This window comes from Pandoraea captiosa, from assembly GCF_902459775.1.
Taxonomy (GTDB): domain Bacteria; phylum Pseudomonadota; class Gammaproteobacteria; order Burkholderiales; family Burkholderiaceae; genus Pandoraea; species Pandoraea captiosa.
In genome coordinates this window covers 321,754-346,325 of record NZ_CABPSQ010000001.1, presented here as the reverse complement: position 1 = coordinate 346,325, position 24,572 = coordinate 321,754, and the positions used below count along the sequence as shown (strand labels likewise).

The window sequence follows — 24,572 nt, the reverse complement described above, 5'->3', positions numbered from 1 at the left end:
CTGCCCTGCCTGCGGTGCCGTCTTTCAGACGGCGCCTCGTGCCAATCCATCCAACGCGAGGTTGAGCTTCAGAACATTCACCCGCGGCTCTCCGAAAATTCCCCATTGACGGCCCTGTGTGCTGCGCGCCACCAGCTCACGCACCGCGTCCGTGCTCAGCCCGCGCGCCTTGGCAACGCGCGCGACCTGATACTCGGCCGCCGCCGGGCTGATGTCGGGATCGAGGCCGCTGCCCGAAGCCGTCACCAGGTCGGCCGGTACCGGCAGTTGCGCTGACGGGTCGGCATCGCGCAGCGCCGCGATGCGTGCCTTCACGGCATCCGTCAACGCCGGGTTGAGCGGGCCGAAGTTCGAGCCACCCGACGCGGTAGCGTTGTTCGGATTCGGCGACGTCGCCGACAGGCGGCCCCAGAAGTATTTCGGTTCGTCGAAGTTCTGACCGATCAACGACGAGCCAACCGCTTTGCCGTCCTTGTAGATCAGGCTGCCGGCGGCTTCGCGCGAGAACGCGGTCCGGCCAATGCCGGTCACGACCAGCGGATACACCAGCCCGGTGATGACCGAGAGCACGACAAACAGGCTCAGCATCGGGCGCAGAAGGGTTTTCATGACATCGATTCCTTAGAGTGTCAGCAGTGTGGTCCGAGCGCGCCGCGGCGTGGCCGCCGCGCCCGGATACCGCGCTTATCAGGCCCAGCCCAGCGCGGCGATGATCATGTCGATGACCTTGATACCGACGAACGGCACCAGAATCCCGCCAAGACCGTAGACGAAGAGGTTGCGGCGCAGCAGCGTGGCCGCCCCCAACGGGCGGTACTTCACGCCCTTGAGCGCCAGCGGAATCAGCACCACGATGATCAGCGCGTTGAAGATCACCGCCGACAAAATGGCCGACGACGGACTCGCCAGTCGCATGACGTTGAGCGCATCGAGCTGCGGATAAGTTGTGGCGAACGCCGCCGGAATGATCGCGAAGTACTTCGCCACGTCGTTCGCAATCGAGAACGTCGTGAGACTGCCGCGTGTCATCAGCATCTGCTTGCCGATCTCCACGATCTCGATGAGCTTGGTCGGGTTCGAGTCCAGATCGACCATGTTGCCCGCTTCCTTCGCCGCCTGCGTGCCGGAGTTCATCGCCACGGCGACGTCGGCCTGCGCAAGCGCGGGCGCGTCGTTCGTGCCGTCGCCGGTCATCGCCACGAGCTTGCCTTCGGCCTGATACTTGCGGATCGTCGCGAGCTTCTCCTCCGGCGTGGCTTCCGCGAGGAAGTCGTCCACCCCGGCTTCCGCCGCGATCGCCGCTGCGGTCAGGCGGTTGTCGCCCGTGACCATCAGCGTGGTGATGCCCATCTGACGCAATTCGGCGAAGCGTTCCTTGATACCGCCCTTGACCACGTCCTTGAGTTCGATCACACCCAGGGCGCGAGCGCCATTGGCGTCGTGCTCTGCCACGACCAGCGGCGTGCTGCCGCGACGGGCGATGTCGTCCACCGAGGCTGCAAGCGCGACCGGCCACGTGCCGCCGGCCGCTTCGACGTAACGCTTCACCGCCTCGGCCGCCCCCTTGCGGATCTGTTTGTCGGCAAGGTCCACGCCGCTCATGCGCGTTTGCGCCGTGAACGGGATAAAGAGCGCGTTCAGACCGCTCATCTCGCGCTCGCGCAGATTGAATCGTTGCTTGGCGAGCACCGCGATACTGCGGCCTTCCGGCGTCTCGTCAGCCAGCGATGCGAGCTGCGCGGCATCGGCCAGTGCGCGCTCGTCCACGCCCGGCGCGGGCACGAACTGGGACGCCTGACGATTACCCAGCGTGATGGTGCCGGTCTTGTCGAGCAGCAGCACGTCGACGTCCCCAGCCGCTTCCACCGCGCGCCCTGACGTGGCGATCACGTTCGACTGCATCATGCGGCTCATACCGGCCACGCCGATGGCCGAGAGCAGCCCGCCGATGGTCGTCGGAATCAGACAGACCAGCAGCGCGACGAGGACGGTAATGGTGACCGGATTGCCTGCGTGGGTGACGAACACACTGTAGATCGAATACGGCAACAGCGTGGCCGTCGCGAGCAGCAGCACCAGCGTGAGCGCCACGAGCAGAATCGTGAGGGCGATCTCGTTCGGCGTCTTCTGGCGCTTCGCGCCTTCCACCATCGCGATCATGCGATCGAGGAACGCTTCGCCCGGATTGACCGTCACCTTCATGATGATCCAGTCGGAGAGCACGCGCGTGCCGCCGGTCACGGCCGAGAAGTCGCCGCCGGACTCGCGGATCACCGGCGCGGATTCGCCCGTGATGGCCGATTCGTCGACCGACGCCACGCCTTCGACCACCTCGCCGTCGGCGGGGATGACGTCGCCGGCTTCGACCAGCACGAAGTCGCCCCGACGCAGACTGGCGCTGTCGATGACAAGGCATTGCGCGTCGCGGCGCGCCGAGCGCAGTTGCTTGGCGGGCACGTTTTTCTTCGCCTGACGCAACGACGCGGCCTGGGCCTTGCTGCGGCCTTCGGCCAGCGCTTCGGCGAAGTTCGCGAACAACACCGTGAACCACAGCCACAGCGTGATCGCGAGGATAAAGGGCGCGCTCGCCTCGGCATGCCCCGCCACGGCCATGCCGAACAGCACGGTCGTGAGCAGGCTGCCGACGTACACCACGAACATCACCGGGTTCTTGGCCTGGGTGAGCGGGTGCAGCTTGCGAAACGAGTCCACGATGGCCGGCTTCACGATGGCGGGGTCGAACATCGACTTCGTTGCCGATGTATGCCCCTCGCCCAGTTGCCGGGTGACGGTATTTCCTGAGGGTTGATTCATGAGTGCCTCGAATGCCTCATTTCATTATTCAATGCGCACCGATCATCGCCAGATGTTCGGCGACCGGACCAAGCGCGAGGGCCGGCACGTAGGTGAGCGCGCCCACCAGCAGCACCGTGCCGAGCAGCAGCACGACGAACAGCGGACCGTGCGTGGGCAACGTGCCCGAGGTCGCCGCGATACGCTTCTTGCGCGCCAGCGCGCCGGCAATCGCCAGCACCGGCACGATCACCCAGAAGCGGCCGAACCACATCGCGATACCCAGCGTGGTGTTGTAGAACGGCGTGTTGGCCGACAGACCCGCGAAGGCGCTGCCGTTGTTGTTTGCGGCCGAGCTGTACGCGTAGAGGATTTCCGAGAATCCGTGGGTGGCCGGGTTCGCCACACCGGCCTGCCCGGCGGGCACCAGCACGGCGAGCGCTGTGCCGAGCAACACCAGCAGCGGCGTCATCAGCACGGCCACGGCGACCATCTTCATCTCGTAAGCTTCGATCTTCTTGCCCAGATATTCCGGCGTGCGGCCGATCATCAGGCCGGCGACGAATACCGCGAGCATGGCAAAAACGAGCATGCCGTACAGGCCGGAACCCACACCGCCGAAAATCACTTCGCCCAGCTGCATCAACAGCATCGGCACCAGTCCGCCCAGCGGCGTGAGCGAGTCGTGCATCGCATTGACCGCACCGCAGGAAGCCGCGGTCGTGACGGTGGCGAAAATGCCCGAAGCCACGATGCCGAAGCGCGTTTCCTTGCCTTCCATGTTGCCGCCCGACTGTGCGGCGCTCACCTGCTGATCGACGCCAAGTGTTGCGAGTGTCGGATTGCCCGCCTGTTCGGCCGATACCGTGGCGACGGTCGCGATCGAGAACGCAATCGTCATCGCGGCAAGAATCGCCAGTCCCTGACGACGGTCGCCGACCATGCGCCCGAACGTATGGCACAGCGCCGCCGGAATCAGGAAGATCGCGAGGATTTCCAGGAAGTTGGCGAGCGGCGTGGGGTTCTCGTACGGGTGAGCCGAGTTCGCGTTGAAGAAGCCGCCACCGTTGGTGCCGAGCATCTTGATCGCTTCCTGTGAGGCCACCGGGCCCATCGGCAACGTTTGCGTTTGCGTCTGTGCCGGCGTGGTCACCGGCTTGCCGGCAGCGTCGAGCTTCGGCTGACCGTCCGGGCCCAGGACCGGATTGTCGTAGTGCGTGACCTGCAGCGTCGTCACGTCCTTGTACGCGTCGAAGTTCTGGATCACGCCCTGGCTCATGAGGCAGGCGGCGAGAACGACCGACAGCGGCACCAGGATGTAGAGCGTAATGCGGGTCATGTCGACCCAGAAGTTGCCGATGGTCTGCGCCGTGTGACGGGCGAAACCGCGAATCAGCGCGACGACGACAGCAATACCGGTCGCGGCCGACAGGAAGTTCTGCACGGCGAGTCCGAGCATCTGCGTGAGATAGCTCATCGTCGATTCCCCGGCGTAGCCCTGCCAGTTCGTGTTGGCGACGAAGCTCACCGCCGTGTTCATCGACGAATCGGGCGTGATGTTGCCGAACGCCTGCGGGTTGAGCGGCAGCCAGACTTGCCAGCGCTGAAGGGCGTAGACGAAGAACGCACCGACAGCGTTAAAGCCGACGAGTGCGATGGCGTACGTGCGCCAGTGCATTTCCTGTTCGGGACGCACTCCGCACAGGCGGTAAAGGCCGCGTTCGAGCGGTGCGAACCAGCGATTGACACGCGATTCGCCGGCAAGCACATCGGCCATGAAGCGGCCCAGCGGGCGCGCGAGTACGAGCAGCACGACGAGGAACACGCCGAGCTGGATCCAGGCATTGAGTGTCATGCTAGATCCTCCGGCTTGAACAGCGCGTAGACGAGATAAGCGAGCAGCGCGAGCGTGAGTCCGCCGCTCAGCCAGTACATGGCTGTCATTGCTGCCCCCCTACCGACGCGCAGAACGCGACAAAGCCGACGGTCGTGGCAACGAACGCCACGATCACGCCGAGATATAACCAGTCCATGACAACTCCCTATCGTGTGGCGGCCGGCACGCCACGGGCGCGACGCGCCCTCGCATGCGCATGCCAGCCGTGCCCTGAACGATACGTAGGGGCGCGTAAAGACGGGGACAAAAGGGGTAAAGGGGGTGTAAACAACGCGTAAACGCGGAGCACAAACGTGTAAACGACAGCGCCCGCCGATATCGCTATCGGCGGGCGCTTTGCCTTGTCTCGCAGGGCGTTGCGGGGGTGTCCCCGCACGGGCTTCAGTCGGACGTCATTCGGTCACTTGCGAGCCCTTGTGCCAGACCTCGATCACTTCCTTGCTCGGTTCGAGGTTCAGGTTCACGTTACGCGGCGGAATCGGCTGCTGGAACCACTTGCGCTGGATGCGACGGATGTCGCCCGAGGTATAGACGTGAGCCAGCGTGGTATCCACAAAGCGCTTGAATTGCTGATCGTCGCGACGCAACATCAGGGCGTTGAGTTCGGTCTCCAGCGGTGCACCGACGATGGCGAACGACTCCGGATCGCGGGCGTTGGCGCGAAAACCTGCGAGCAGCACGTCGTCCAGCGCGAACGCCTTGGCGCGTCCGGTTTCCAGCGTCATCATCGACTCGCCGTGATCGCGCGCCGGAATCACGCGATAACCGATCTTCTCGGCTTGCATGCGGGCCAGGCGCTCACCGGTCGAACCGGCCGACGCCACCAGATTCTGGCCCTTCAAATCCTCCAATCCCCGGATGTTGTCCTTCTTGTTGACTAGCAGGCGCACTTCCGAGACGTAATACGGATTGCTGAAGCCGACCTGCTCCGCGCGCTCCGGCGTGATGGTGTTCGGCGCGCAATCGAGGTCGACGGTGCCGTTCTTCACGAGCGGGATGCGGTTCTGCGGCGTAATCGACATTTCGCGCACGCGCAGATTCGGCAGGTTCAGCGCCGTCTTCACGGCGTCGACCACTGCGTAGCACAGGTCCATCGTATAACCGACCGGTTTGCCCTTGTCGTTCACGTAAGAGAACGGAATGGCGGCCTCGCGATAACCGAGCGTGATCAGCCCCGTGTCGTGAATCTTCTTGAGCGTGCCGGTCAACTCGCCGCTCACGGTCGGCAGCGCGACCACAGCGCCAGACTTCGCCTGGGCGGACGGTGCGGCCGTTGCCGTCATCACACCTGCCTGCGCGGCAAACCACACGGACAGCCCAAGCGCGACGCGCCGGGCAGCGATTTTCCAGGTGGCTTCCTTGGCACCCATCACAGCTTTCACAACTTTCACAGCAAATTCCTATCGGATTAACAGCACGATAGGAATTTACAGACTTACCCCGTTTCGCACAAAGAAACCTTTGTCATTAGCTTATGCGTCATGCCGCATCACGATCCGGGCTGCGGGGACGTTGCCGCAGGCTCCCGCCCGGCGCGCTTGCCGCTGCTTCCATCTTCACTCGCATCTTCACTCGCATCTTCACTCGCATCTTCATTCGCATCTGCATGCGCATCTACTTCGCGGGCGCCGTTCTCCCATAGCGCCAGCACTTCGGCAGAGGGCTCGACCGCCAGAGGGTGTCCGTGGGGCGGCACCGCCGCCTGAAACCACTCGCGCTGGAGCCGTGCCATCTCGCCGCTACGAAACATGGACGCGAGCACGGCATCGACTTGCGCCTTGAACGCCGGATCGTCCCGGGGCAGCACCAGCGCGTAGTGCTCGGGCGAATCGGAGGAATCGGAGGAACTGGAGAGGGGCGCACCGACGATACGGTAAGCGTTCGGCGTTTTGCTCCTCGCCCTCAGGCCTTCGAGCAATACGTCGTCCAACGCCAGCGCTTGCGCACGTCGTTCGCGCAGCATGCGAAACGCGTCGTCGTAGTCACGGGCCATCAGCAGCTGAAACCCCGTGCGGGCGTGTCGGGCACGCACGATCCGCTCGGCGGTCGTGCCCTGCACCACGACCAGTCGCAGCCCGCGCATGTCGTCGAGGGATTCGATGCCCGTTGCCTGTCGCACCATCAGCCGGATATGCGCCGCGTAATACGGCAAGCTGAACGACACACGTTGTGCCCGCTCGGCCGTCACCGTCGATGGGGCGCAGTCGATGTCGATGGCATCGCCCTTGATGAGCGGTCCGCGCATCTGCTCGATCACCCGCACGGGTGTGCTGCGCAATTCGGGCATCGCCATGGTCCGCTGCAATGCCGTGACAATGCGCTGGCACAGCGCCCACGACAGTCCCATCGGCTGATCGCTGGCATCGACATAGGAAAACGGAATGGCCGCCTGACGGTAGCCCAGGAGGATGCGGCCGCGCTCGCGGATGCGCGCGATCGTGGGCGCCTCGTCTGTGGGCGAATCGGGGACTGAAGCGCTTTCACCGGAAAACGATGTCGTGACCGGTGCGGTTGCCACCACCGCGCTCAGACGCGGCAGGCCTGGCATGGGTGGGCTACCCGCGTAGGTCGCTGGCGAAGCGGACACAATCGCCGTAGCGATCAGTGAGGTAATAACGCGGCGAGGCCAATCTCGGGAATAGGCGCGTGAAGACAGAAGGTCCATGGTCGGGGCTCGAACGAGAAGGGAAACGCCCGTACCTTAGTCATCGCCGTCCACGGGATTTTCGCCCTGCCCCACGATTCGGAAAAATCCCTCCGCCTCTGCGTCCCTACGTCTCTCCGTCTCCGCGTCTCAACGGGTGTGCGCTAACAGCGTCTGCAACAACTGTTCATCGTCCTCCGGTGTCGGCGACGTATTGTCGAAACGCACAAGCCCCGGAAATGCCGCGGCGGGCGGCAGGTAACGCCGCACCCGGTACTCGTCCCAATGTTCGAGCTTGTAGGCGTCGTTCGGATTGCCCCGGCTCACGATGCGCTCCTTCGCGCTGGCTTCGTCGAGATCGACCCACACGACGTGCACGCCCACGTCGTCGTCGACGTCGAGCCAGGCACGGTCGAACAGGAGCCCTTCGCGCAACTCGCGCGACAAGGGGCCGACGACCAGCACATTCACGCCCAGACGCAGATTCTCGCGTGCCGTCTCGAGCAAGCCGGCGTACTCCGGCTCGCGCAGCGTCTGCAAGTACAGCGGGCTGTCGCGGTCGTTCGGATTGCCGGTCAGCGCGCCCATGACCGACGCACTGTACGCACCGTACAGGGTGTCCTTGTCGAGCAGGCAAAAGGCCTCGCCGCTGCGCGCGATCAGCGGGCGAATGAGGCGCTTGGCAAGCGTTGTCTTGCCTGCCCCGGCATGGCCGCAGAAGAAGATGAGGCGTGTCATGCGGCCGCCTTGCGCTCGAACATCACGAAGTGTTTGCGCACCGGCTCCACGACTTCGAAGACCCCTTCGAAGCCCGCCGGGATCACGCAGGCGTCGCCCGGCCCGAACTCGGAGGCGTTGCCCTCGAGATCGCTGATCCGGATACGCCCTTCGATGACCGAGAAATACTCCTGACGATGGGCGCCGAATGCAATGCGCCACGCGCCGGGTTCGCACGTCCATTCGCCGCAGTCGAATTCACCGAGCGCATCGGTATAGAACGTACGCGTCATCCGTTGGGGATTGCCGCTCACACGGCGCGCCTGCGCCGGATGATCGAATACGGGCTCGCCCGCCTGATCGGGAGCGAAGGTGATAAGAGAAGGTGCAGAAGATGTCGTCATGGGTCAGGTCGGAAGTCGGGAAGAAATGCGTCGCTCAATTGAGCGCCGCGCTGAGCTTGCGCCGCCATGCGGCGACGGTCGCCGGGTCGCGCTCGGCCAACGCGTCGAAGATGGCGAGCATCGACTTGCGGGCAGCATCGTCGCCAAACGACCGGTCGCGCTGCACGATATCGAGCAGCGTCTGCAAAGCGGGCTCATAGGCCCGGTCCGCCAGATAACGGTTGGCGAGATCGAGACGCGCCTGCAAATTCTCGGGTTCGGCGTTCACACGATCGAGCAATTGTGCCGCCGGCGGCAGTTGGCTCGCCTGTTCGGCGGCTTCGATGCGCGTGGTCAGGGCGGCAATGCGCGCGTCGCCGCTGGCGGCCGTGCGCGGGGACAACAGGGTCAGTTCCGTGCGTGCTGCTTGCGTGTCGCCCATGCCGAGCAGCACATCGACCAGATCCAGACGCACATCGTCGTGCGCGGGATCGAGGGCCAATGCGGCCTGCAGGGCATCGCGGGCCACCGTCGGCTGCCCGTCGGCCAGCGCCGTGCGCGCCACCTTGCGCGCCATCTCCGCCGGATTCGGCACGATGCGGTCGATGAACGCACGCAGTTGCCCCTCCGGCAGCGCACCGACGAACTGATCGACCGGTTCGCCGTCGACGAAAGCGACGACCGTGGGCAAGCTGCGCACGCCATAGTCGGCGCAAAGTTGCGCGTTCTCGTCGGCATTGATCTTGACGAGCCGGATGCGCCCCTGCGCTTCGGCTTCCAGCTTTTCGAGCATTGGCCCGAGGGTGTTGCACGGGCCGCACCACGGCGCCCAGAAGTCGGCCAGCACGGGCACCTGATGCGAGACGGCCAGAACGTCGGTATCGAAGCTGGCGAGATTGGTATCGATCATAGGTTCTGTCGAGCGTGGTAAATTGCGTGAATGGCGGCCGTAGCACTTGAAAAGTCATGGCACACGGCCGTCCGCTTGAAGCATGGTAATCGCAAAACTGGGCAAAACGGTACGGACGCGCGCCAGCGCCCCGGGTTCCCGCCTCGGCCACGCGTCTCATCACATGCCCCGAACCGTCCGGCGCCCGTCGGACATCCGGCAGGGAGACACATGCACGCAGGCCACGGCACGGCGATTTTCTTCACGCAACTACTTTTGCTGGTTCTCGTCGGTCGCCTGCTCGGCGAGGTCATGCAGCGACTGCGTCAACCCGCGGTCATGGGCCAACTGCTCGCCGGCGTGCTGCTCGGCCCCTCCATCTTCGGTGCGATCCTGCCTGCCTGGCAACACGCCGTCTTCCCCGACAACGAAGCGCAGAAAAAGATGCTCGACGCCGTCTCGGAGCTGGGCGTGCTGCTGCTTCTGCTCTCGACGGGGCTGGAAACGGATCTTGGCCTCGTGCGCCGAATGAAGCGCATGGCCATCTTCGCCTCGGCGGGCGGCATGATGATTCCGTTCGTGTGCGGCTTTGCCCTCGGGTGGCATCTTCCTGACAAACTGCTGCCGCATCCGGAAGCGCGACTCGTCACCTCGCTGTTTCTCGGCACGGCGCTGTCGATTTCGTCGGTCAAGGTCGTGGCCATGGTCATTCGCGAAGTCGACTATTTGCGGCGCAACATTGGCCAGATCATCCTCGCTGCCGCCATTCTCGACGACACCACCGGCTGGATCATCATTGCGGCAATCGCGGGCCTTGGTGCAAGCGGCTCCATCGACCTGGGGCATCTCTCAATCAGTCTGGGCGGCACACTTCTGTTCATCGTGCTGTGCTTTACGGTGGGCAAACGTGCCGTTGCGGTGGCGATTCGCTGGACGAACGATCGCTTCACCATCGAGATGCCCGTGCTCAGCGCGATTCTCGTGATGACTTTCGTGCTGGCCCTGGCCACGGACAAGCTCGGCGTGCACACCGCGCTCGGCGCGTTCATGGCGGGGGTCATGATCGGACAGTCCCCCATATTGTCGGAAAAGATCGAAGCGCAACTGCGGGGACTGATCGTCGCCCTCTTCGCACCGGTGTTCTTTGGTGTGGCGGGCTTGTCTGTCGATCTGACCATTCTGCTCGACTGGCGCATGCTCGGTCTCGTTGCGGGACTGATTCTGATCGCCAGCGTGGGCAAGTTCGCCGGTTGCTTCATCGGCGGGCGTCTGGGCGGCATGTCCTCGGCCGAAGCGCTGGCCCTGGCCACCGGGATGAACGCGCGCGGCTCGACCGAAATCATCGTGGCGAGCATCGGTTTGTCGCTCGGTGTGCTGAGCAAGGACCTTTTTACGATGATCGTCATCATGGCGCTCATCACCACGCTGATCATGCCGCCGGTACTTCGCCGCGCGCTGGTTCGCATTCCGCTCTCGGACGAGGAAAAGGCGCGACTGGAGAAGGAAGCCGCAGAGGAAAAGGACTTCCTGCCGAACGTCGAACGCATTCTGGTGGCAGTGGACGGCAGCGCCAACGGACGCTTCGCCGCATGGATCGCCGGACTGACCGCCGGCGTGCGCGGCACCCTCACGACCGTGCTTGCGCCCACACCGACGCCGACCGATGGCGGAAAGGCAGCCCGCGAGGTGCGCGAGGCCGAGGAGATCGAGGAGATTGAGGAGGCCGCGCCGTCGAAGCCGCGTGCGACCGCACCGCCCTCGGCAGACGGACGGCGCAAGTCTCTCGATGATGGAGATGGCGGCAATAAGGCGGAGGACGCCTCTCGCGTCAGTGACGACGAGGGCGCGAGCCGCGACGCTTACGACATCGCCGTCGCCGCCGCGAAGCGCGCCATCGGCCGGGCACCCGCAACGCCGGGCGTCGAGGAGGACAAGCCCGTCGACAAGGCCCGCGAGGCGGCGCGTCTGGTGCTGCGGGAACGCACGGGCAAAGCGCCTCAGAAAACGCCCGAATTGCCGCATGGCCCCATCAAGGACGACACACATGACACCTCGGGCGACGACAAGTCACCGGCGTCGGGCGCGCCCGCTCCGAAACATGAACCCGTGGGCGAAGCGCATGACGACAAGCGCGTGAGCGAAGCCAGGGAAGAAGGCGAATTCGTGGCGAGCGACCCATCGGATGCCGCACGCGAGCAGGAGGCGGAACAACCCGACAGCAGCCATGAAGCGACGCGCATCTCGGACGAAATCGCCAAGGGGTACGGTTTCGTGATCGCTGGGTTCGACGCCCCCGGCGAAGAATCCGACTCCGACGTCCCGCCGTTGCCGCTTCCCACGGGCGTGCTACCGCTTACCAAGGCGTTCGACGGGGCGATCGCCATCGTGCTCGCGCACGGTGAGCACGTGCGCAGACCGGATGCGCCGCTCGACATCCTCGTGCCGGTCTCAGGAACCGACTACTCGCGTCACGCCGCCGAACTGGCCATTACCCTGGCGCGGGCCGCCGACGCGTCGGTGACGGCGCTGCACGTCTCGGCACGCGTGGCGCCGGGCATGCTGCACCGCCAATGGCGTGCGCGCGTGCTGCGCCCGGACGCCGCCGAAGCCGCCATGATGGACAACCTGCATGCACTGGCCGAGCGCAACGGCGTGAAACTTCGTACGCGGCTGCTCGCCGGTGGCAAGATCGAGGAGGCCGTGCTCCATCAGATCCATCACGGCAAACACAATCTGCTCGTGCTTGGCGTGCAGCCGCGCTTCGGCGACCGCCTGAACTTCGGCGCCGTATCGCATCGCCTGCTCGAAGCGCGGCATTGCTCGGTCATCGTGCTGAGCGCCTGAGGCGCGCCGGGGCTCAGTTTGCCGACGGCTTGCGCTCCGGCAACGGAATCCATTCCGTCTCGCCCGGCACCTTACCCATTTCCTGCGCGGTCCATGCGGCTTTTGCCTGATCGATGCGCTCACGGCTCGACGATACGAAGTTCCAGAAGATGAAGCGCTCGCCATCGAGCGGTGCACCGCCCAGCAGCATCAGCCGGACCGGCTTGTCGCCCGCCACGATGCGCACGTCGCCGCCCTGCACGAGTACCCCCATACGGTGCTCCGGCAGCGTCTCGTCATTGACCGTCACCTCACCCTGCACCGTGTAGACCGCACGCTCCGCATATTCGGGCGGCAACACGAACGCCGCGCACGGCTCCATGTCCACAGCCAGATAGAAGATCGGTGAGAACACCTTCACCGGCGCCTTCTCGCCGAACGCTTCCCCCAGAATCAGACGCATGTGAACGCCCGGCAGAAAGATGTCGGGCAACGACGCCGCTTCATGATGCGAAAACGACGGCTCGGTCTCTTCGTCCGCCTGCGGCAACGCCACCCACGTCTGGATGCCGTGCACGTCGCCGCCTCGCTCGCGCACGTCGTGCGGGGTGCGCTCGGAGTGCACGATACCGCGCCCGGCAGTCATCCAGTTCACTGCCCCCGGCGTGATGCGCTGATCGCTGCCGAGGCTGTCGCGGTGCCAGATTTCACCGTCGAACAGATAGGTGACGGTCGCCAGTCCGATGTGCGGATGCGGCCGCACGTCCATACCCTGCCCGGGTGAAAGCGTGGCCGGGCCCATATGGTCGAAGAAAATGAACGGGCCGACGGTCTTGAACGCCAGACTCGGCAGGCTGCGTTGCACGGTGAAAGCGCCGATGTCGCTCAGGTGCGGCTTGAGCACGGCAAGGAAGGGACTCGTGGAATCAGTCATGGCGCGGTTCTCCTGCGGTCTGCGTGTTTGTCGTGGTCGTCATCATCGCGTGGGGCTTTCCGCCCGATTGTAGAGGACATTCACGGCGCACTCCATGACACCTGTGCATGATTGCGCTGGCGCCAATGTGGCACCGGGTGCGCATGCACATGTGGGCGCGCCATCGCTTCTATAATGCAAGGATTGTGAAACGCTTCTGACGCGCGTGCGACGCGTGCATCGACTTATGAACAAGGCCTTCGTCAAGGAAGATAACGGCGACGACGATGACGATCTCGACGCCGGCGCCCCGGAGATTCCGGCAGGCACCAAGAATTACATTACGCCCGCGGGCTATCGTCGGCTGAAGGACGAACTGCTCGATCTCATCGACAACCAACGTCCCGAAGTGGTGAAGATCGTGTCCTGGGCGGCGTCCAACGGCGACCGCTCTGAGAATGGCGACTACATCTACGGCAAGCGGCGGCTGCGTGAAATCGATCGTCGCATTCGCTTTCTGACGCGACGTCTGGATAACGCCGAAGTGGTCGACACGCGTCGTCAGGAAAACGTCGATCAGGTGTTTTTCGGCGCGCAGGTGACCTATGCCGACGGCAAGGGCGACGAGCATACGATCATGATCGTCGGGATCGACGAGGTCGATCTGGAACGCGGGCATGTCAGTTGGATTTCGCCGATCGCCCGGGCCATTACCAAATCGAAGATCGGCGACACCGTACCGCTGCGCACGCCGGCCGGACTCGATCAGATCGAGATTCTCGACGTGCGCTACCCCCCCTCGGAGTAGCGAGAAGGTCTCGCCTCGGCGCACGTCCTCGCGTCGCGCTCAACGAAAACGCCTCCCGAGGGAGGCGTTTGACGTGGTATCTGCCCGCAACGGCGGTCAATAATTACCGCGCTCTCGCGCGACTCGCATGGCGTGGATCTCTTCCTGATGCCGCTCACTCGGGCGCTCGCGCGCCACGCGCATCACGTCCGGATTCACGCGGATACGGCGCATCACGTTCGCGAGATGCACACGGTCGCTCACCTGGATCAGGAAGCGCAGCGTCGCCGATTCGTCCGGCACCACTTCGTCCATGCCGATGTGCACGATGTTGGCATCGGAAGCCGTAATGTCGGCCGCCACGCGCGAGAATACCCCCCGGTTGTGATGCACGAGCACCTTGATGCCGACGTCGAACAAACGGCCCGGTTGCGGTGCCCACGCCACGTCGATCCACCGGGTCGGATCCTTGCGATGAACGCGACGCGCGACCGGGCAGTCCGTCGTGTGAATCGCCATGCCGAGGCCAATGCCGATGTACCCCATGATGGCGTCGCCGGGAATCGGGCGGCAACACGCCGAGAACTGCACCGACATGCCTTCCGTGCCGGTGATGAGCACCGGCGGCCCGACGTTCTCGTCGCCCGGACGCGGTGAATCCGGATCGTCCGGACTATCGTCGTTCTCGCCTTCCTTGCCCGACGAGAGCACCGCAAGGCGCTTGGCCATGACGGCCGCCACGCGACGCCCCAGCCCGATGTCCGCGAAGATGTCCTGACGATCCTTGTTGCCGGTCCACTGCGCGAGCTTGTCCCACGTCTCCGGCGAAATCTCGCTCATCGTCAGGCCATAGCCCTTGAGCGCCTGCTCGACCAGACGCTCGCCGAGCTGCACCGACTCGGCGAAACGCATCGTCTTGAGGTAATGGCGAATGGCCGAGCGCGCCTTGCCGGTGCGCACGAAACCGAGCCATACCGGGTTCGGTTTCGAATACGGCGCGGTAATGACTTCCACGATGTCGCCGTTCTTCAACTCGGTGCGAAGCGGCAGCAGTTCGTTGTTGATCTTGACGGCCACGCACTGGTTACCAAGATCGCTGTGGACCGAATAGGCGAAGTCGAGCGCCGTCGCGCCGCGTGGCAGCGCCATGATGCGCGCTTTCGGCGTGAAGACATAGACGGCGTCGGGGAACAGGTCGATCTTGACGTGTTCGAGGAATTCCGTGGAGTCGCCCGTCTCGCTCTGGATGTCGAGCAGCGACTGGAGCCATTGATGCGCGTGCTTCTGCACATCGTTCATGTCCGCACCGCCATTCTTGTACAGCCAGTGCGCGGCCACGCCCGCTTCCGCAATCTCGTGCATGCGCCGCGTGCGAATCTGAAATTCGATCGGTGTGCCGAAGGGGCCGACGAGCGTCGTGTGCAACGACTGATAGCCGTTGACCTTCGGAATGGCGATGTAATCCTTGAACTTGCCGGGCACCGGCTTGTAGAGGGCGTGCAGCACACCGAGCGCGAGGTAGCACTGTGCGTTCGATTCGACGACGACACGGAAACCGTACACGTCCAGCACCTGCGAGAACGACAGCTGCTTTTCCTGCATCTTGGTGTAGATGCTGAAGAGCGTCTTCTCGCGGCCGAAGACGTCGGCGCTCACCTCACCGTCTTTGAGCGCTTTCTCGACCGCGTCGAGAATCTTGCCGACCACTTCGCGCCGGTTGCCGCGCGCGGCCTTCACGGCCTTGTCGAGCACGGCATAACGGCGCGGGTGGTAATTCGCGAAGCTCAGATCCTGAAGCTCGCGATACGTATTGTTCAGACCGAGACGATGCGCGATGGGCGCGTAGATGTCGAGCGTTTCACGCGCCACACGGCGCTGCTTTTCCGTCGACGTGACCCCCAGCGTGCGCATGTTGTGCAGGCGGTCTGCCAGCTTGACGAGAATGACGCGCACATCGCGCGCCATCGCCAGCAACATTTTGCGAAAGCTCTCGGCTTGCGCTTCTTCCCGGCTTCGAAACTCCATCTTGTCGAGTTTCGACAAGCCGTCGACCAGTTCCGCAACCTTCGGTCCGAATCGCTCGGCGAGTTCGGCTTTGGTCACCCCCTGGTCTTCCATCACGTCGTGCAGCAACGCGGCCATGATCGACTGGGCGTCGAGCTTCCACTCGGCACAGATCTCGGCAACGGCGACGGGATGGGTAATGTAAGGTTGTCCGCTCTGACGATATTGGCCCAGATGGGCTTCGTCGCTGAACTGGAAGGCTTCCTTGATTTGCGCGAGGTCGCTTTCCTTGAGGTATTCCCCAAGCATGCCCTTGAGACGGGCGATCGAGACGACCTCGTGCTTGCGCGGCTGCTCGGGCGTTGCCGTCGGACCGAAGAGGTGCCGATAGGACTGCTCTAGCAGCGCATCGATGTACTGTCGCGTGGCGCTCTCGCCCTTTTTTTTCTTGCGCTCGGGCTTGGGCTCCCCCGCTTTGGGTTCATCCGCAGCGATGGACGCGGCCGGTGATTTCGCATGACTCATACGTGTACCTGCATCGTCGAGCGGCCCGGAACGTCACATCGCATCAGTGCAGTCTCCCGATCAGAGCGGCACTTTCTTGAGCATCTCGATGCCAACCTGACCGGCCGCGATTTCGCGCAGCGCGACGACAGTCGGCTTGTCCTTGTTGTTCTCGAGCTTCGGCGTATGACCTTGCGCCAGTTGTCGGGCGCGGTAGGTCGCAGCGAGGGCGAGCTCGAAGCGATTCGGAATTTGTTTCAGGCAATCTTCAACGGTAATTCGGGCCATAAGGAGGTTCCTTCTCAATATAAGGCGTATTCTATCGCAGCCGGCGTGCACTCGCGCAAAACACAAGCGTCGTCGGGGAATGCAACGGTGTTACTCGTGTTCGTTCGGTGCGTGGATGTCCAGATCGGTGAACAGCGTCTTGTGACGTGCGTACTGCGAAGCAAAGCGCAGGCGCACTGCCGTGAACACCGATTGCAGCTGGTCGAGCGCACGCTGGAATTCGTCATTGATGATGATGAAATCCGCTTCCGGCGCATGCGCGATCTCGCCACCGGCAGCGAGCAGGCGTCGCGCAATAACCTTCGGCTCGTCAGTGCCACGCTTTTTCAACCGTTCTTCGAGCGCTTCGATGGACGGCGGCAGAATGAAAATTCCGACCGCATTCGAGAAGCGCTTGCGCACCTGCTGCGCACCTTGCCAGTCGATTTCCAGCAAGACGTCGCGGCCTTCGCGCATCTGTTCTTCGATCCACACGCGCGAGGTGCCGTAATAGTTGCCGTGGACTTCGGCGCTCTCCAGAAACTCGCCGCGCTTGCGACGCTCCAGAAACTCCTCGACCGAGATGAAGTTGTAATGCACGCCCTCTTCTTCGTTCGCCCGCGGCGCACGCGTGGTGCAGGAGATCGACAGGCGAACGTCGCGATCCTGCGCGAGCAGCGCGTTCACCAGCGTGGACTTGCCCGCGCCCGAGGGGGCGACCACCATGAACAGATTGCCGGGATACTCGGCATGCAGGGGGGGCTGCGGGGGGTGTGGTTGCGAGGACATACGACTTACTCCAGGTTCTGCACTTGCTCGCGCATCTGTTCGATGTAGAGCTTGAGCTCCATCGACGCATCGGCGAGTTCCTTCGAGGCCGCTTTCGAGCCGAGCGTATTCGCTTCGCGATTGAGCTCCTGCATCATGAAGTCGAGCCGTTTGCCCACCAATCCTCCCTTGTCGAGGATATGGCGGGTTTCCTTCAGGTGGGCATCGAGACGCGTGAGTTCTTCCGCCACGTCGATGCGCACGCCATACATCGTCACTTCCTGACGAATACGTTCTGCAATTTCTTCCTTGCCAGGGGCGGCCGAGCCCTCCGGCACGACGATGCCCAGCGCTTCCTGCAGACGGTCCACGATTTTCTGCTGATGACGCGCGATCAGCTCCGGCACGAGCGGCTGCAGGCCCGTGAGAATCGTCTCCATCTTTTCGATGCGCTCGATCAGGCTCGCCTTGAGCTGCGCGCCTTCGCGCTTACGCACGTCGACGAGATCGCCGATGGCGGCGCGACCGGCGTCGATCACGGCATCGCGCAGCGCTTCTGCCGTCACCGACTCCTCGCCGAGCACGCCCGGCCAGCGCAGAATCTCGCCCGTGCGCATGCGTTCGGCATCGGGGAAGATCGCAAGCACCTGCTGCTCCAGATCGGCGAGTTGTTTGACGGCCTCGAGATTGAGCGCGCCGTTGGTGCCGCTCTCGGGACGTTGGACGTTGATGCGGATATCGACCTTGCCGCGCGAGAGTTTGGCGGTGAGCGCTTCACGCAGCACCGGCTCGCACGCACGCGCTTCTTCTGGCATGCGAAACGCCAGATCCAGAAAGCGTGAATTGACCGTACGCAATTCGACCGACACGCTCGCGCCTGCGGCTCCATCGGCATGCGCAATGTCGCGCGTGACGCTGGCGTAGCCGGTCATACTGTAGATGTTGTTGTCTTTCATCGGGGTGACCGGTACCACAGCGCCGTGACAGTTTTTCAGCGGGGCCGTGCAGCAACCGGTTTCGCATGCAATGGATGAAAAGCGATTATCGCATTTTCCGGCCCGGCGCTCCCGAATCCGCGCGCCGAGCCGGCGCGCTGCCCGCATGCCAGGGACGTTTAGCGATACCATTCGGGTATTGCCGCATAAATTCACCTCGCAGGACACTCACTCATGACCCAAATCACCCGCCCGGACGGCCGTGCGCAAGACGCATTGCGCCCCGTGCGCATCACCCGCCAATACACCCGCTACGCCGAAGGATCCGTGCTGATCGAATGCGGCGAAACCAAGGTCATCTGTACGGCCAGCGTCGAAGAAAAAGTGCCGGGTTTTCTGCGCGATTCGGGCCAGGGCTGGCTGACCGCCGAGTACGGCATGCTGCCGCGCGCCACGCACACGCGCGGCGATCGTGAAGCCGCCCGTGGCAAGCAAAGCGGACGCACGCAGGAAATTCAGCGCCTGATCGGCCGCTCGCTGCGCGCCGTCTTCGATCTCGAAAAGTTCGGTGCGCGCACCATCCAGATCGACTGCGACGTCATCCAGGCCGATGGCGGCACGCGATGCGCGTCGATTACCGGCGCGTTCGTGGCGGCGCACGACGCGGTCTCGAAGCTCATCGCCGACGGCAAGCTCGACGCGTCCCCGATCCGCGCCCATGTCGCCGCGGTCTCCGTCGGTCTGTATCAGGGCCAGCCGGTGCTCGACCTGAATTACGCCGAAGACTCGGCGTGCGACACCGACATGAATGTCATCATGACGAGCGAAGGCGGTTTCGTCGAAATTCAGGGCACGGCCGAAGGCGAACCGTTCACGCGTGCGCAAAGCAATGTGCTGCTCGATCTGGCCGACGCCGGCATCCGCCAGCTGATCGACGCGCAAAAGCGCGCCCTCGGAGTCTGACGATGGCCATGCAGAAAATCGTGCTGGCCTCGAACAACCCGGGCAAGCTGCGCGAGTTTGCCTCGTTGTTCGAACCGCTCGGCATCGAACTCGTGCCGCAGGGCATGCTCGGCGTGTCCGAGGCCGATGAGCCTCACGTCACCTTCATCGAAAACGCGCTGACCAAGGCCCGGCATGCGGCCGCGGCCACCGGCCTGCCCGCGCTCGCCGACGACTCCGGGCTGTGCGTGCCGATCCTGGGCGGCGCGCCCGGCGTCTATTCGGCGCGTTACGCCGCACGTGCCGGACGCGAGAAGTCGGACGCCGCAAACAACCGTCACCTGATCGAACAGCTCGCGCCGCACGCGGATACGCCCGGCTATCGCGACGCCTACTACTTCGCCGCGCTCGTCCTCGTGCGTCACGCACAGGACCCGCAGCCGATCATCGCGGAAGGCCGCTGGGACGGCGAGATCGTCGACGACGCACGCGGCGCGCATGGCTTCGGCTACGACCCGCACTTCCTCATCCGCTCGTTGAATCAGACGGCCGCCGAACTCGACCCCGCCGTGAAGAACGCTCACAGCCATCGGGCGCGCGCGTTGCGTGTGCTGCTCGACAAGCTGGGGCGGGAGGCGTAAGCGGTATGAGTCAGTCAGCGCTGCCCGTGCAGAACTTTCTGCGGCCCGGCAAGATCAGCCTGCCGGCGTTGCCGCCGATGTCGCTGTACGTGCACTTTCCGTGGTGCGTACGCAAGTGCCCGTATTGCGACTTCAATTCGCATGAGTGGCGTGGAGAAGGGGGCGCGCAAGCGTTCCCCGAGCAGGCGTATCTGGATGCACTGCGGCAAGATCTCGAACAGGCCATGCCACTCGTTTGGGGACGTCCGGTGCACACCGTTTTCATCGGTGGCGGCACCCCGAGCCTGTTGTCGGCGGCAGGGCTGGATCGATTGTTGTCCGATCTGCGCGCCCTGCTGCCGCTCGACGCCGACGCCGAAATCACGATGGAAGCCAACCCCGGCACGTTCGAGGCGGACAAGTTCCGAAGCTTCCGCGCGAGCGGCATCAACCGGTTGTCGATCGGCATTCAGAGTTTCAACAGCGAGCATCTGAAAGCGCTCGGGCGCATTCACGATGGCAACGAAGCCCGTCATGCGATCGAGATTGCACAGGCGAACTTCGAGAACTTCAACCTCGACCTGATGTTCGCGCTGCCCAACCAGACGCTGGCGCAGTGTCAGCAGGACGTGGAAACGGCGATCTCGTTCGCCCCGCCCCATTTGTCGCTGTACCACCTCACGCTCGAGCCGAACACGCAATTCCACAAGTACCCGCCCACCGTGCCGGACGACGACACCGCCGCCGATATGCAGGACTGGATTGCGCAGCGCACGGCCGCAGCCGGTTACGGGCACTACGAGGTGTCCGCCTACGCGCAGCCGCACAGGCGCGCGAAGCACAACCTGAACTACTGGGAATTCGGCGACTACCTTGGCATTGGCGCGGGGGCGCACAGCAAGATTTCGTTTCCGCATCGCGTGCTGCGTCAGGTGCGTCACAAGCATCCGCAGCGATACATGGAGACGGCGACCGAGGGCAATGCGATTCAGGAAGAACGCGAGGTCGATGCCCGCGATCTGCCATTCGAGTTCATGCTCAACGCCCTGCGTCTGACCGATGGCGTGAAGAGCGAACTATTCGCCGATCGCACGGGTTTGCCGATGGCGAAAATCGCCAGGGCGCTTGCGGCCGGCGTCGAAAAGGGCCTGCTCGTCGACGACCCGCAACGCATCGCCCCCACGGAGTTGGGGCAACGCTTTCTCAACGACTTGCAAGGGATGTTTCTGGAGCGCGACGGCAAGTAGGCGTCGGGCAACGGCACGAACCAGAACGGCGGGACATCTTCACCGAGGATGTCCCGCCGTCTGATTTTGATGACGCACAGACCATGTCCGCTGCATCTCACCCCAGCGCCGTTCCCATCTCCCTGAGCGCCTTGCGGATGATCTTGCCGGTCACCGTCATCGGAAGCTCCGGCAGGAAGACCACCTTGCGCGGGTATTCGTGCGCGGCCAGACGGCTCTTCACGAACGTCTGGATCTCCCTGGCAAGCGCGTCGGACGGCTCGTGCCCTTCACGCAGCACGACGAACGCTTTGACGATCTCCGTGCGCAATTCGTCTGGCTCGCCGATGACGGCGGCGAACTGCACCGACGGATGTCGGATCAGGCAGTCCTCGATGGGACCCGGGCCGATACGATAGCCGGCGCTGGTGATCACATCGTCCGAGCGTCCCGTGAAGGTGATGTACCCGTTCTCGTCGACGAAACCCGAGTCTCCCGTGAGCAGAAAGTCGCCGCGATACTTCTCCATCGTCGCGTCGGGGTTATGCCAGTAGCCGAGGAACATGACCGGATTCGGTCGCGCAATGGCGATGTTACCGACTGCGCCGGTCGGCAACGGCGTGCCGTCGTCGTCCACGATGGTCACGGCGTGTCCGCGTACGGCACGCCCGATCGCGCCCGGCAATGCGGGAAATTCCGCCGCGCAGGAGGACACGACCATATTGCATTCCGTCTGCCCGTAGAACTCGTTGATGTCGACGCCGAGATGCTCGCGCCCCCACGCCAGCAACTCCGGGCCGAGCGATTCGCCGCCGCTGGCGACCGAGCGCAATTGCAACGGCCAGTGCTCGCGCGGCGACGGCACGGTGCGCAACATCTTGAGGGCCGTCGGTGGCAGGAAGGTGTTGCGCACACCGTGGCGCGCCATCAGATCGAACGCTGCGACCGGGTCGAACTTTTCGAAGCGTCTGGACAGCACGGGCACGCCGTGATGCAGCGCCGGCAGCAGTACGTCGAGCAGTCCGCCGATCCAGGCCCAGTCGGCAGGTGTCCAGATCAGGTCGCCTTCCCGAGGGAATCCGTTATGCGACGTCTCGACGCCGGGCAAATGGCCGAGCAACACCCGATGCGCGTGCAAGGCCCCTTTGGGTTTGCCGGTGGTGCCGGAGGTGTAGATGATCAGCGCGGGGGCATCCGCACGTGTCTGAACGGGTTCGAAATGCGCGTCGCGTGACGCGATGGCAGGCCACAGCGCGAGCAGTCCGTCCTCGGCGACACCCCAGTCCTGATCGTCCGCCACATGGTGGTGCGCTTCGGGCAAGTCGTCATGGACCACATACACGAGGCGCAGGTCGGGCAACTCGGCACGAATGTCGTCGATCTTGCCAATGCTGGCCAGATCGGTCACAAGCACGGCGGCGCCTGAGTTTTGCAGGCGATAGGCGAGCGCTTCGGGACCGAAGAGCGTGAATAGCGGCACGGCGATGGCGCCGAGCTTGTAGGCGGCGACGTGCGCGACGAGCGTGGCGGGCGACTGGGGCAGAAAGATGCCGATGCGGTCCCCGGCTTTCACGCCCTGGGCGCGCCATTCGTTGGCGAGCTGATTGGAGAGTTGTTTCAGGACATCGAACGTGAGGCGCACATGCGAGCCGTCTGCGCTCTCGTGCACGAGCGCGAGCCGGTTGGTCCCGTCGGCCCATTTGTCGCAAACGTCGACGCCGATGTTGTAGAGCGTGGGAATCTGCCAGGAAAATGCGTTGGCAGTGGGGGCGCCGTCGGTTGGGGCGAGTGCCTTGCGCTCGCCACCGGCGTCATTTGACGTCTCTTGGGCGGGGGCGCGGGAGGTGTCGGCATCCATGCGGTTGTCTCCGGGTCATGTCTGGCCTCGCACGGTAACGCCGGGGGCGTACACCGCACGTCATTCGGGAATGATGCATGCCGGAACGGGACAAGACAAGGGGTGACGGGGGAAACACTAGCAAATTAGCGGGGTGTGAGGCGATTTCGATGCACACATGGCTTCACATCATGGCATGAGCAGGTATAATGCGCGCTGCCGTGCGGTACTGGCCTGCGCCGGAGCGCCAGCGATTCCGACGCCGATTCTCCCGGACCGCACGCATCTCAATGCTGTCATCACGACAGCATCCTGAGCCACGACCTTGCGTCGTGCGCAACGCCCCGGAGGCGTGCCAGAGTGGTTTAATGGACCGGTCTTGAAAACCGGCGAAGGGGTAACCCTTCCGTGAGTTCGAATCTCACCGCCTCCGCCAGAATTTCGAAAACCCCGACTAGACCCCAAACCAGCACCGAAACGCCGCCGCGATCAGTAGCCCGCAGCCGATCCGTCGCCGCGCGCGTCCGACGCACCGCGTAGCACGCCGGTTCACGATTCGACCTGAATCGCGCCCGCGTGCCCCATGGTATCGGTGAACGCCGCGCGAAAAAAGCCTCCAACGACGCGGGCTCGGGCAAAGCGCTGTTCGCGGCGTTTTGCGCCTCACATTTCCCAACGATAAAACTTGCCGGCGCCACCTGCCTCACGCGCAGCTTTCAGCAGCGCCTGCGTTGTGGGACGGCTCTCTCGTGTAAACGCATAGAACCTGGCGAACGGAAGCGCCGGCATGCCGTCGTGTTCGGTCAGTTCCCGGAGTCCGCTTCGCATCTGGCTTTGTGCAATGGGTGCGACGGCAAAACCGGATCGCGCCGCAGAAATACAGCCCGCCATGCTGCTGCTCTCCAGCGCTACCCGCCACGGACGCGCAGCCGCACCCAGCGCCGCGATCGCCGATTCCCGGTAGATACAAGGCTCGGGAAAGACCGCCAGGGGCACCGTGACATCCTGAGTGAAGGGAGCGTGTGCGGCGTATGCCCAAACCAAGGGCTCCTCCCAAAGCAACTCACCCGCGGTGTCGGACAACGCGCAGCGTTTGCCGAAGACGAGATCGATTTTTCCGCGCGCCTGCTGCTTGAGAAGGTCCGTTGTGATGCCGACCTTCAACTCGATCGATGCCTGTGGATGCCAGCGCTGGAAGGCGTGCAGAACGCCCGGCAACCACGCGCCTGCGAAGTCTTCGGAAGCGCCGACGCGAATCCGGCCCGAAATGGGGTCGCCCTTCAGGCGGGCGACCGCTTCGCGCTCAAGGTCAACGATGTTCCTGGCATATGCCAGCAGGGTCTCGCCCGCCAGGGTGACCTGAAGACGCCGGGTGGTGCGTTCGAGGAGGCGCGCTCCGACCATGCCTTCCAGTCGCCGAATGTGGCCGCTAACGGCCGAGGGCGTCAACGCCAGCCGCTCACCAGCCTGCGCAAAGCCACGAGACTCCACAACGAACAAGAAAGTCCGTAGCAAAACGATGTCGAGTCGGGCTGACGACGATGATGTGTCGGTCATGGCAGATCTTCAATTAGACACGAATTGCGCATTATAGGCGCCAATTAATCACTAATCGTCACTAGC

21 protein-coding genes and 1 tRNA gene are annotated in these 24,572 nt (G+C 63.9%); 6 read left to right on the top strand and 16 right to left on the bottom strand.

The features are described from left to right. Positions 1–24: 24 nt before the first annotated feature. The 9 genes from kdpC to trxA all read right to left on the bottom strand — a co-directional run bounded on the left by kdpC (position 25) and on the right by trxA (position 9,341). Positions 25–609, bottom strand: a complete 585-nt coding sequence (kdpC, locus tag PCA31118_RS01505) for a potassium-transporting ATPase subunit KdpC (protein WP_150622351.1) — start codon at positions 607–609, stop codon at positions 25–27. Between the two features lie 78 nt (positions 610–687). Next, a complete protein-coding gene (gene kdpB / locus PCA31118_RS01500; protein WP_150622348.1) occupies positions 688–2,814 on the bottom strand; it encodes a potassium-transporting ATPase subunit KdpB in 2,127 nt (708 codons plus the stop codon). A 28-nt stretch (positions 2,815–2,842) separates the two neighbouring features. Continuing rightward, positions 2,843–4,648 (bottom strand): potassium-transporting ATPase subunit KdpA, encoded by a 1,806-nt coding sequence (gene kdpA, locus PCA31118_RS01495; RefSeq protein ID WP_150622346.1) that lies wholly within the window; start codon positions 4,646–4,648, stop codon positions 2,843–2,845. Continuing rightward, positions 4,645–4,737: a K(+)-transporting ATPase subunit F gene (kdpF, locus tag PCA31118_RS01490; RefSeq protein ID WP_063389843.1), complete on the bottom strand. Its 93-nt coding sequence runs from the start codon at positions 4,735–4,737 to the stop codon at positions 4,645–4,647. The genes kdpA and kdpF overlap by 4 nt, the downstream gene beginning before the upstream one ends. Positions 4,738–5,082: 345 nt before the next feature. Continuing rightward, positions 5,083–6,081, bottom strand: a complete 999-nt coding sequence (locus PCA31118_RS01485; RefSeq protein WP_246190004.1) for a transporter substrate-binding domain-containing protein — start codon at positions 6,079–6,081, stop codon at positions 5,083–5,085. Between the two features lie 98 nt (positions 6,082–6,179). Then, positions 6,180–7,238, bottom strand: a complete 1,059-nt coding sequence (locus PCA31118_RS01480; protein ID WP_174990293.1) for an amino acid ABC transporter substrate-binding protein — start codon at positions 7,236–7,238, stop codon at positions 6,180–6,182. 246 nt (positions 7,239–7,484) lie between these two features. After that, positions 7,485–8,072 (bottom strand): P-loop nucleotide/nucleoside kinase family protein, encoded by a 588-nt coding sequence (locus tag PCA31118_RS01475; RefSeq protein ID WP_150622342.1) that lies wholly within the window; start codon positions 8,070–8,072, stop codon positions 7,485–7,487. Beyond that, positions 8,069–8,455, bottom strand: coding sequence for a cupin domain-containing protein (locus tag PCA31118_RS01470; RefSeq protein WP_150622340.1), 387 nt, complete (start codon positions 8,453–8,455; stop codon positions 8,069–8,071). Before PCA31118_RS01470 ends, PCA31118_RS01475 begins: the two co-directional genes overlap by 4 nt. 34 nt (positions 8,456–8,489) lie before the next feature. Then, complete coding sequence (trxA, locus tag PCA31118_RS01465) at positions 8,490–9,341, bottom strand: thioredoxin (RefSeq protein WP_150623636.1); 852 nt, start codon at positions 9,339–9,341, stop codon at positions 8,490–8,492. Between the two features lie 213 nt (positions 9,342–9,554). On the opposite strand from trxA, the gene PCA31118_RS01460 reads away from it, so the two are divergent. Next, positions 9,555–12,167 (top strand): cation:proton antiporter domain-containing protein, encoded by a 2,613-nt coding sequence (locus tag PCA31118_RS01460; RefSeq protein WP_150622338.1) that lies wholly within the window; start codon positions 9,555–9,557, stop codon positions 12,165–12,167. 13 nt (positions 12,168–12,180) lie between these two features. On the opposite strand, the gene PCA31118_RS01455 is transcribed toward PCA31118_RS01460, so the two are convergent. Then, positions 12,181–13,080, bottom strand: a complete 900-nt coding sequence (locus tag PCA31118_RS01455) for a pirin family protein (protein WP_150622336.1) — start codon at positions 13,078–13,080, stop codon at positions 12,181–12,183. Positions 13,081–13,306: 226 nt separating this feature from the next. On the opposite strand from PCA31118_RS01455, the gene greB reads away from it, so the two are divergent. After that, a complete protein-coding gene (greB, locus tag PCA31118_RS01450) occupies positions 13,307–13,867 on the top strand; it encodes a transcription elongation factor GreB (protein ID WP_150622334.1) in 561 nt (186 codons plus the stop codon). A 96-nt stretch (positions 13,868–13,963) separates the two neighbouring features. On the opposite strand, the gene PCA31118_RS01445 is transcribed toward greB, so the two are convergent. From PCA31118_RS01445 to PCA31118_RS01430, 4 genes are all read right to left on the bottom strand, one after another. Continuing rightward, positions 13,964–16,375: a RelA/SpoT family protein gene (locus tag PCA31118_RS01445; RefSeq protein WP_150622332.1), complete on the bottom strand. Its 2,412-nt coding sequence runs from the start codon at positions 16,373–16,375 to the stop codon at positions 13,964–13,966. Positions 16,376–16,435: 60 nt separating this feature from the next. Continuing rightward, positions 16,436–16,642 carry a DNA-directed RNA polymerase subunit omega gene (gene rpoZ, locus PCA31118_RS01440; protein ID WP_039397582.1) on the bottom strand — a complete coding sequence of 69 codons (207 nt, stop codon included), beginning with the start codon at positions 16,640–16,642 and terminating at the stop codon, positions 16,436–16,438. A gap of 90 nt (positions 16,643–16,732) precedes the next feature. Then, positions 16,733–17,410: a guanylate kinase gene (gene gmk / locus PCA31118_RS01435; RefSeq protein WP_150622329.1), complete on the bottom strand. Its 678-nt coding sequence runs from the start codon at positions 17,408–17,410 to the stop codon at positions 16,733–16,735. Between the two features lie 5 nt (positions 17,411–17,415). Continuing rightward, on the bottom strand, positions 17,416–18,345 hold the full coding sequence (locus PCA31118_RS01430; RefSeq protein WP_174990292.1) for a YicC/YloC family endoribonuclease: 930 nt from the start codon (positions 18,343–18,345) through the stop codon (positions 17,416–17,418). Positions 18,346–18,558: 213 nt separating this feature from the next. On the opposite strand from PCA31118_RS01430, the gene rph reads away from it, so the two are divergent. Genes rph through hemW form a run of 3 tightly spaced genes read left to right on the top strand, consistent with a single transcriptional unit; the run spans position 18,559 to position 21,133 of the window. After that, the gene (rph, locus tag PCA31118_RS01425) at positions 18,559–19,287 is read left to right on the top strand and encodes a ribonuclease PH (protein ID WP_150622327.1); all 729 of its coding nucleotides are present in this window, start codon (positions 18,559–18,561) and stop codon (positions 19,285–19,287) included. Positions 19,288–19,289: 2 nt separating this feature from the next. Further along, a complete protein-coding gene (rdgB, locus tag PCA31118_RS01420) occupies positions 19,290–19,907 on the top strand; it encodes an RdgB/HAM1 family non-canonical purine NTP pyrophosphatase (RefSeq protein WP_150622325.1) in 618 nt (205 codons plus the stop codon). A 5-nt stretch (positions 19,908–19,912) separates the two neighbouring features. Further along, a complete protein-coding gene (gene hemW, locus PCA31118_RS01415; RefSeq protein ID WP_150622323.1) occupies positions 19,913–21,133 on the top strand; it encodes a radical SAM family heme chaperone HemW in 1,221 nt (406 codons plus the stop codon). Between the two features lie 97 nt (positions 21,134–21,230). Here hemW and PCA31118_RS01410 read toward each other — a convergent pair whose 3' ends face one another. Continuing rightward, positions 21,231–22,970 (bottom strand): acyl-CoA synthetase, encoded by a 1,740-nt coding sequence (locus tag PCA31118_RS01410; protein ID WP_150622321.1) that lies wholly within the window; start codon positions 22,968–22,970, stop codon positions 21,231–21,233. Between the two features lie 325 nt (positions 22,971–23,295). Between PCA31118_RS01410 and PCA31118_RS01405 the strand changes: the two genes are divergently transcribed. After that, positions 23,296–23,385, top strand: a tRNA-Ser gene (locus PCA31118_RS01405). 227 nt (positions 23,386–23,612) lie between these two features. Here the strand turns inward: PCA31118_RS01405 and PCA31118_RS01400 are convergent. Further along, positions 23,613–24,506, bottom strand: a complete 894-nt coding sequence (locus tag PCA31118_RS01400) for a LysR family transcriptional regulator (RefSeq protein WP_150622319.1) — start codon at positions 24,504–24,506, stop codon at positions 23,613–23,615. Positions 24,507–24,572 lie beyond the last annotated feature (66 nt).

Bases quoted from the DNA above. Each gene is read 5' to 3' on its own strand.
- PCA31118_RS01460 (WP_150622338.1), top strand. From the start codon at position 9,555: ATGCACGCAGGCCACGGCACGGCGATTTTCTTCACGCAACTACTTTTG.
- PCA31118_RS01410 (WP_150622321.1), bottom strand. From the start codon at position 22,970: ATGGATGCCGACACCTCCCGCGCCCCCGCCCAAGAGACGTCAAATGAC.
- PCA31118_RS01475 (WP_150622342.1), bottom strand. From the start codon at position 8,072: ATGACACGCCTCATCTTCTTCTGCGGCCATGCCGGGGCAGGCAAGACA.
- PCA31118_RS01400 (WP_150622319.1), bottom strand. From the start codon at position 24,506: ATGACCGACACATCATCGTCGTCAGCCCGACTCGACATCGTTTTGCTA.
- kdpA (WP_150622346.1), bottom strand. From the start codon at position 4,648: ATGACACTCAATGCCTGGATCCAGCTCGGCGTGTTCCTCGTCGTGCTG.
- PCA31118_RS01430 (WP_174990292.1), bottom strand. From the start codon at position 18,345: ATGAAAGACAACAACATCTACAGTATGACCGGCTACGCCAGCGTCACG.
- PCA31118_RS01455 (WP_150622336.1), bottom strand. From the start codon at position 13,080: ATGACTGATTCCACGAGTCCCTTCCTTGCCGTGCTCAAGCCGCACCTG.
- PCA31118_RS01445 (WP_150622332.1), bottom strand. From the start codon at position 16,375: ATGAGTCATGCGAAATCACCGGCCGCGTCCATCGCTGCGGATGAACCC.
- PCA31118_RS01480 (WP_174990293.1), bottom strand. From the start codon at position 7,238: ATGCCAGGCCTGCCGCGTCTGAGCGCGGTGGTGGCAACCGCACCGGTC.
- kdpF (WP_063389843.1), bottom strand. From the start codon at position 4,737: ATGACAGCCATGTACTGGCTGAGCGGCGGACTCACGCTCGCGCTGCTC.
- greB (WP_150622334.1), top strand. From the start codon at position 13,307: ATGAACAAGGCCTTCGTCAAGGAAGATAACGGCGACGACGATGACGAT.
- kdpC (WP_150622351.1), bottom strand. From the start codon at position 609: ATGAAAACCCTTCTGCGCCCGATGCTGAGCCTGTTTGTCGTGCTCTCG.
- kdpB (WP_150622348.1), bottom strand. From the start codon at position 2,814: ATGAATCAACCCTCAGGAAATACCGTCACCCGGCAACTGGGCGAGGGG.
- rpoZ (WP_039397582.1), bottom strand. From the start codon at position 16,642: ATGGCCCGAATTACCGTTGAAGATTGCCTGAAACAAATTCCGAATCGC.
- gmk (WP_150622329.1), bottom strand. From the start codon at position 17,410: ATGTCCTCGCAACCACACCCCCCGCAGCCCCCCCTGCATGCCGAGTAT.
- PCA31118_RS01470 (WP_150622340.1), bottom strand. From the start codon at position 8,455: ATGACGACATCTTCTGCACCTTCTCTTATCACCTTCGCTCCCGATCAG.
- rdgB (WP_150622325.1), top strand. From the start codon at position 19,290: ATGGCCATGCAGAAAATCGTGCTGGCCTCGAACAACCCGGGCAAGCTG.
- hemW (WP_150622323.1), top strand. From the start codon at position 19,913: ATGAGTCAGTCAGCGCTGCCCGTGCAGAACTTTCTGCGGCCCGGCAAG.
- rph (WP_150622327.1), top strand. From the start codon at position 18,559: ATGACCCAAATCACCCGCCCGGACGGCCGTGCGCAAGACGCATTGCGC.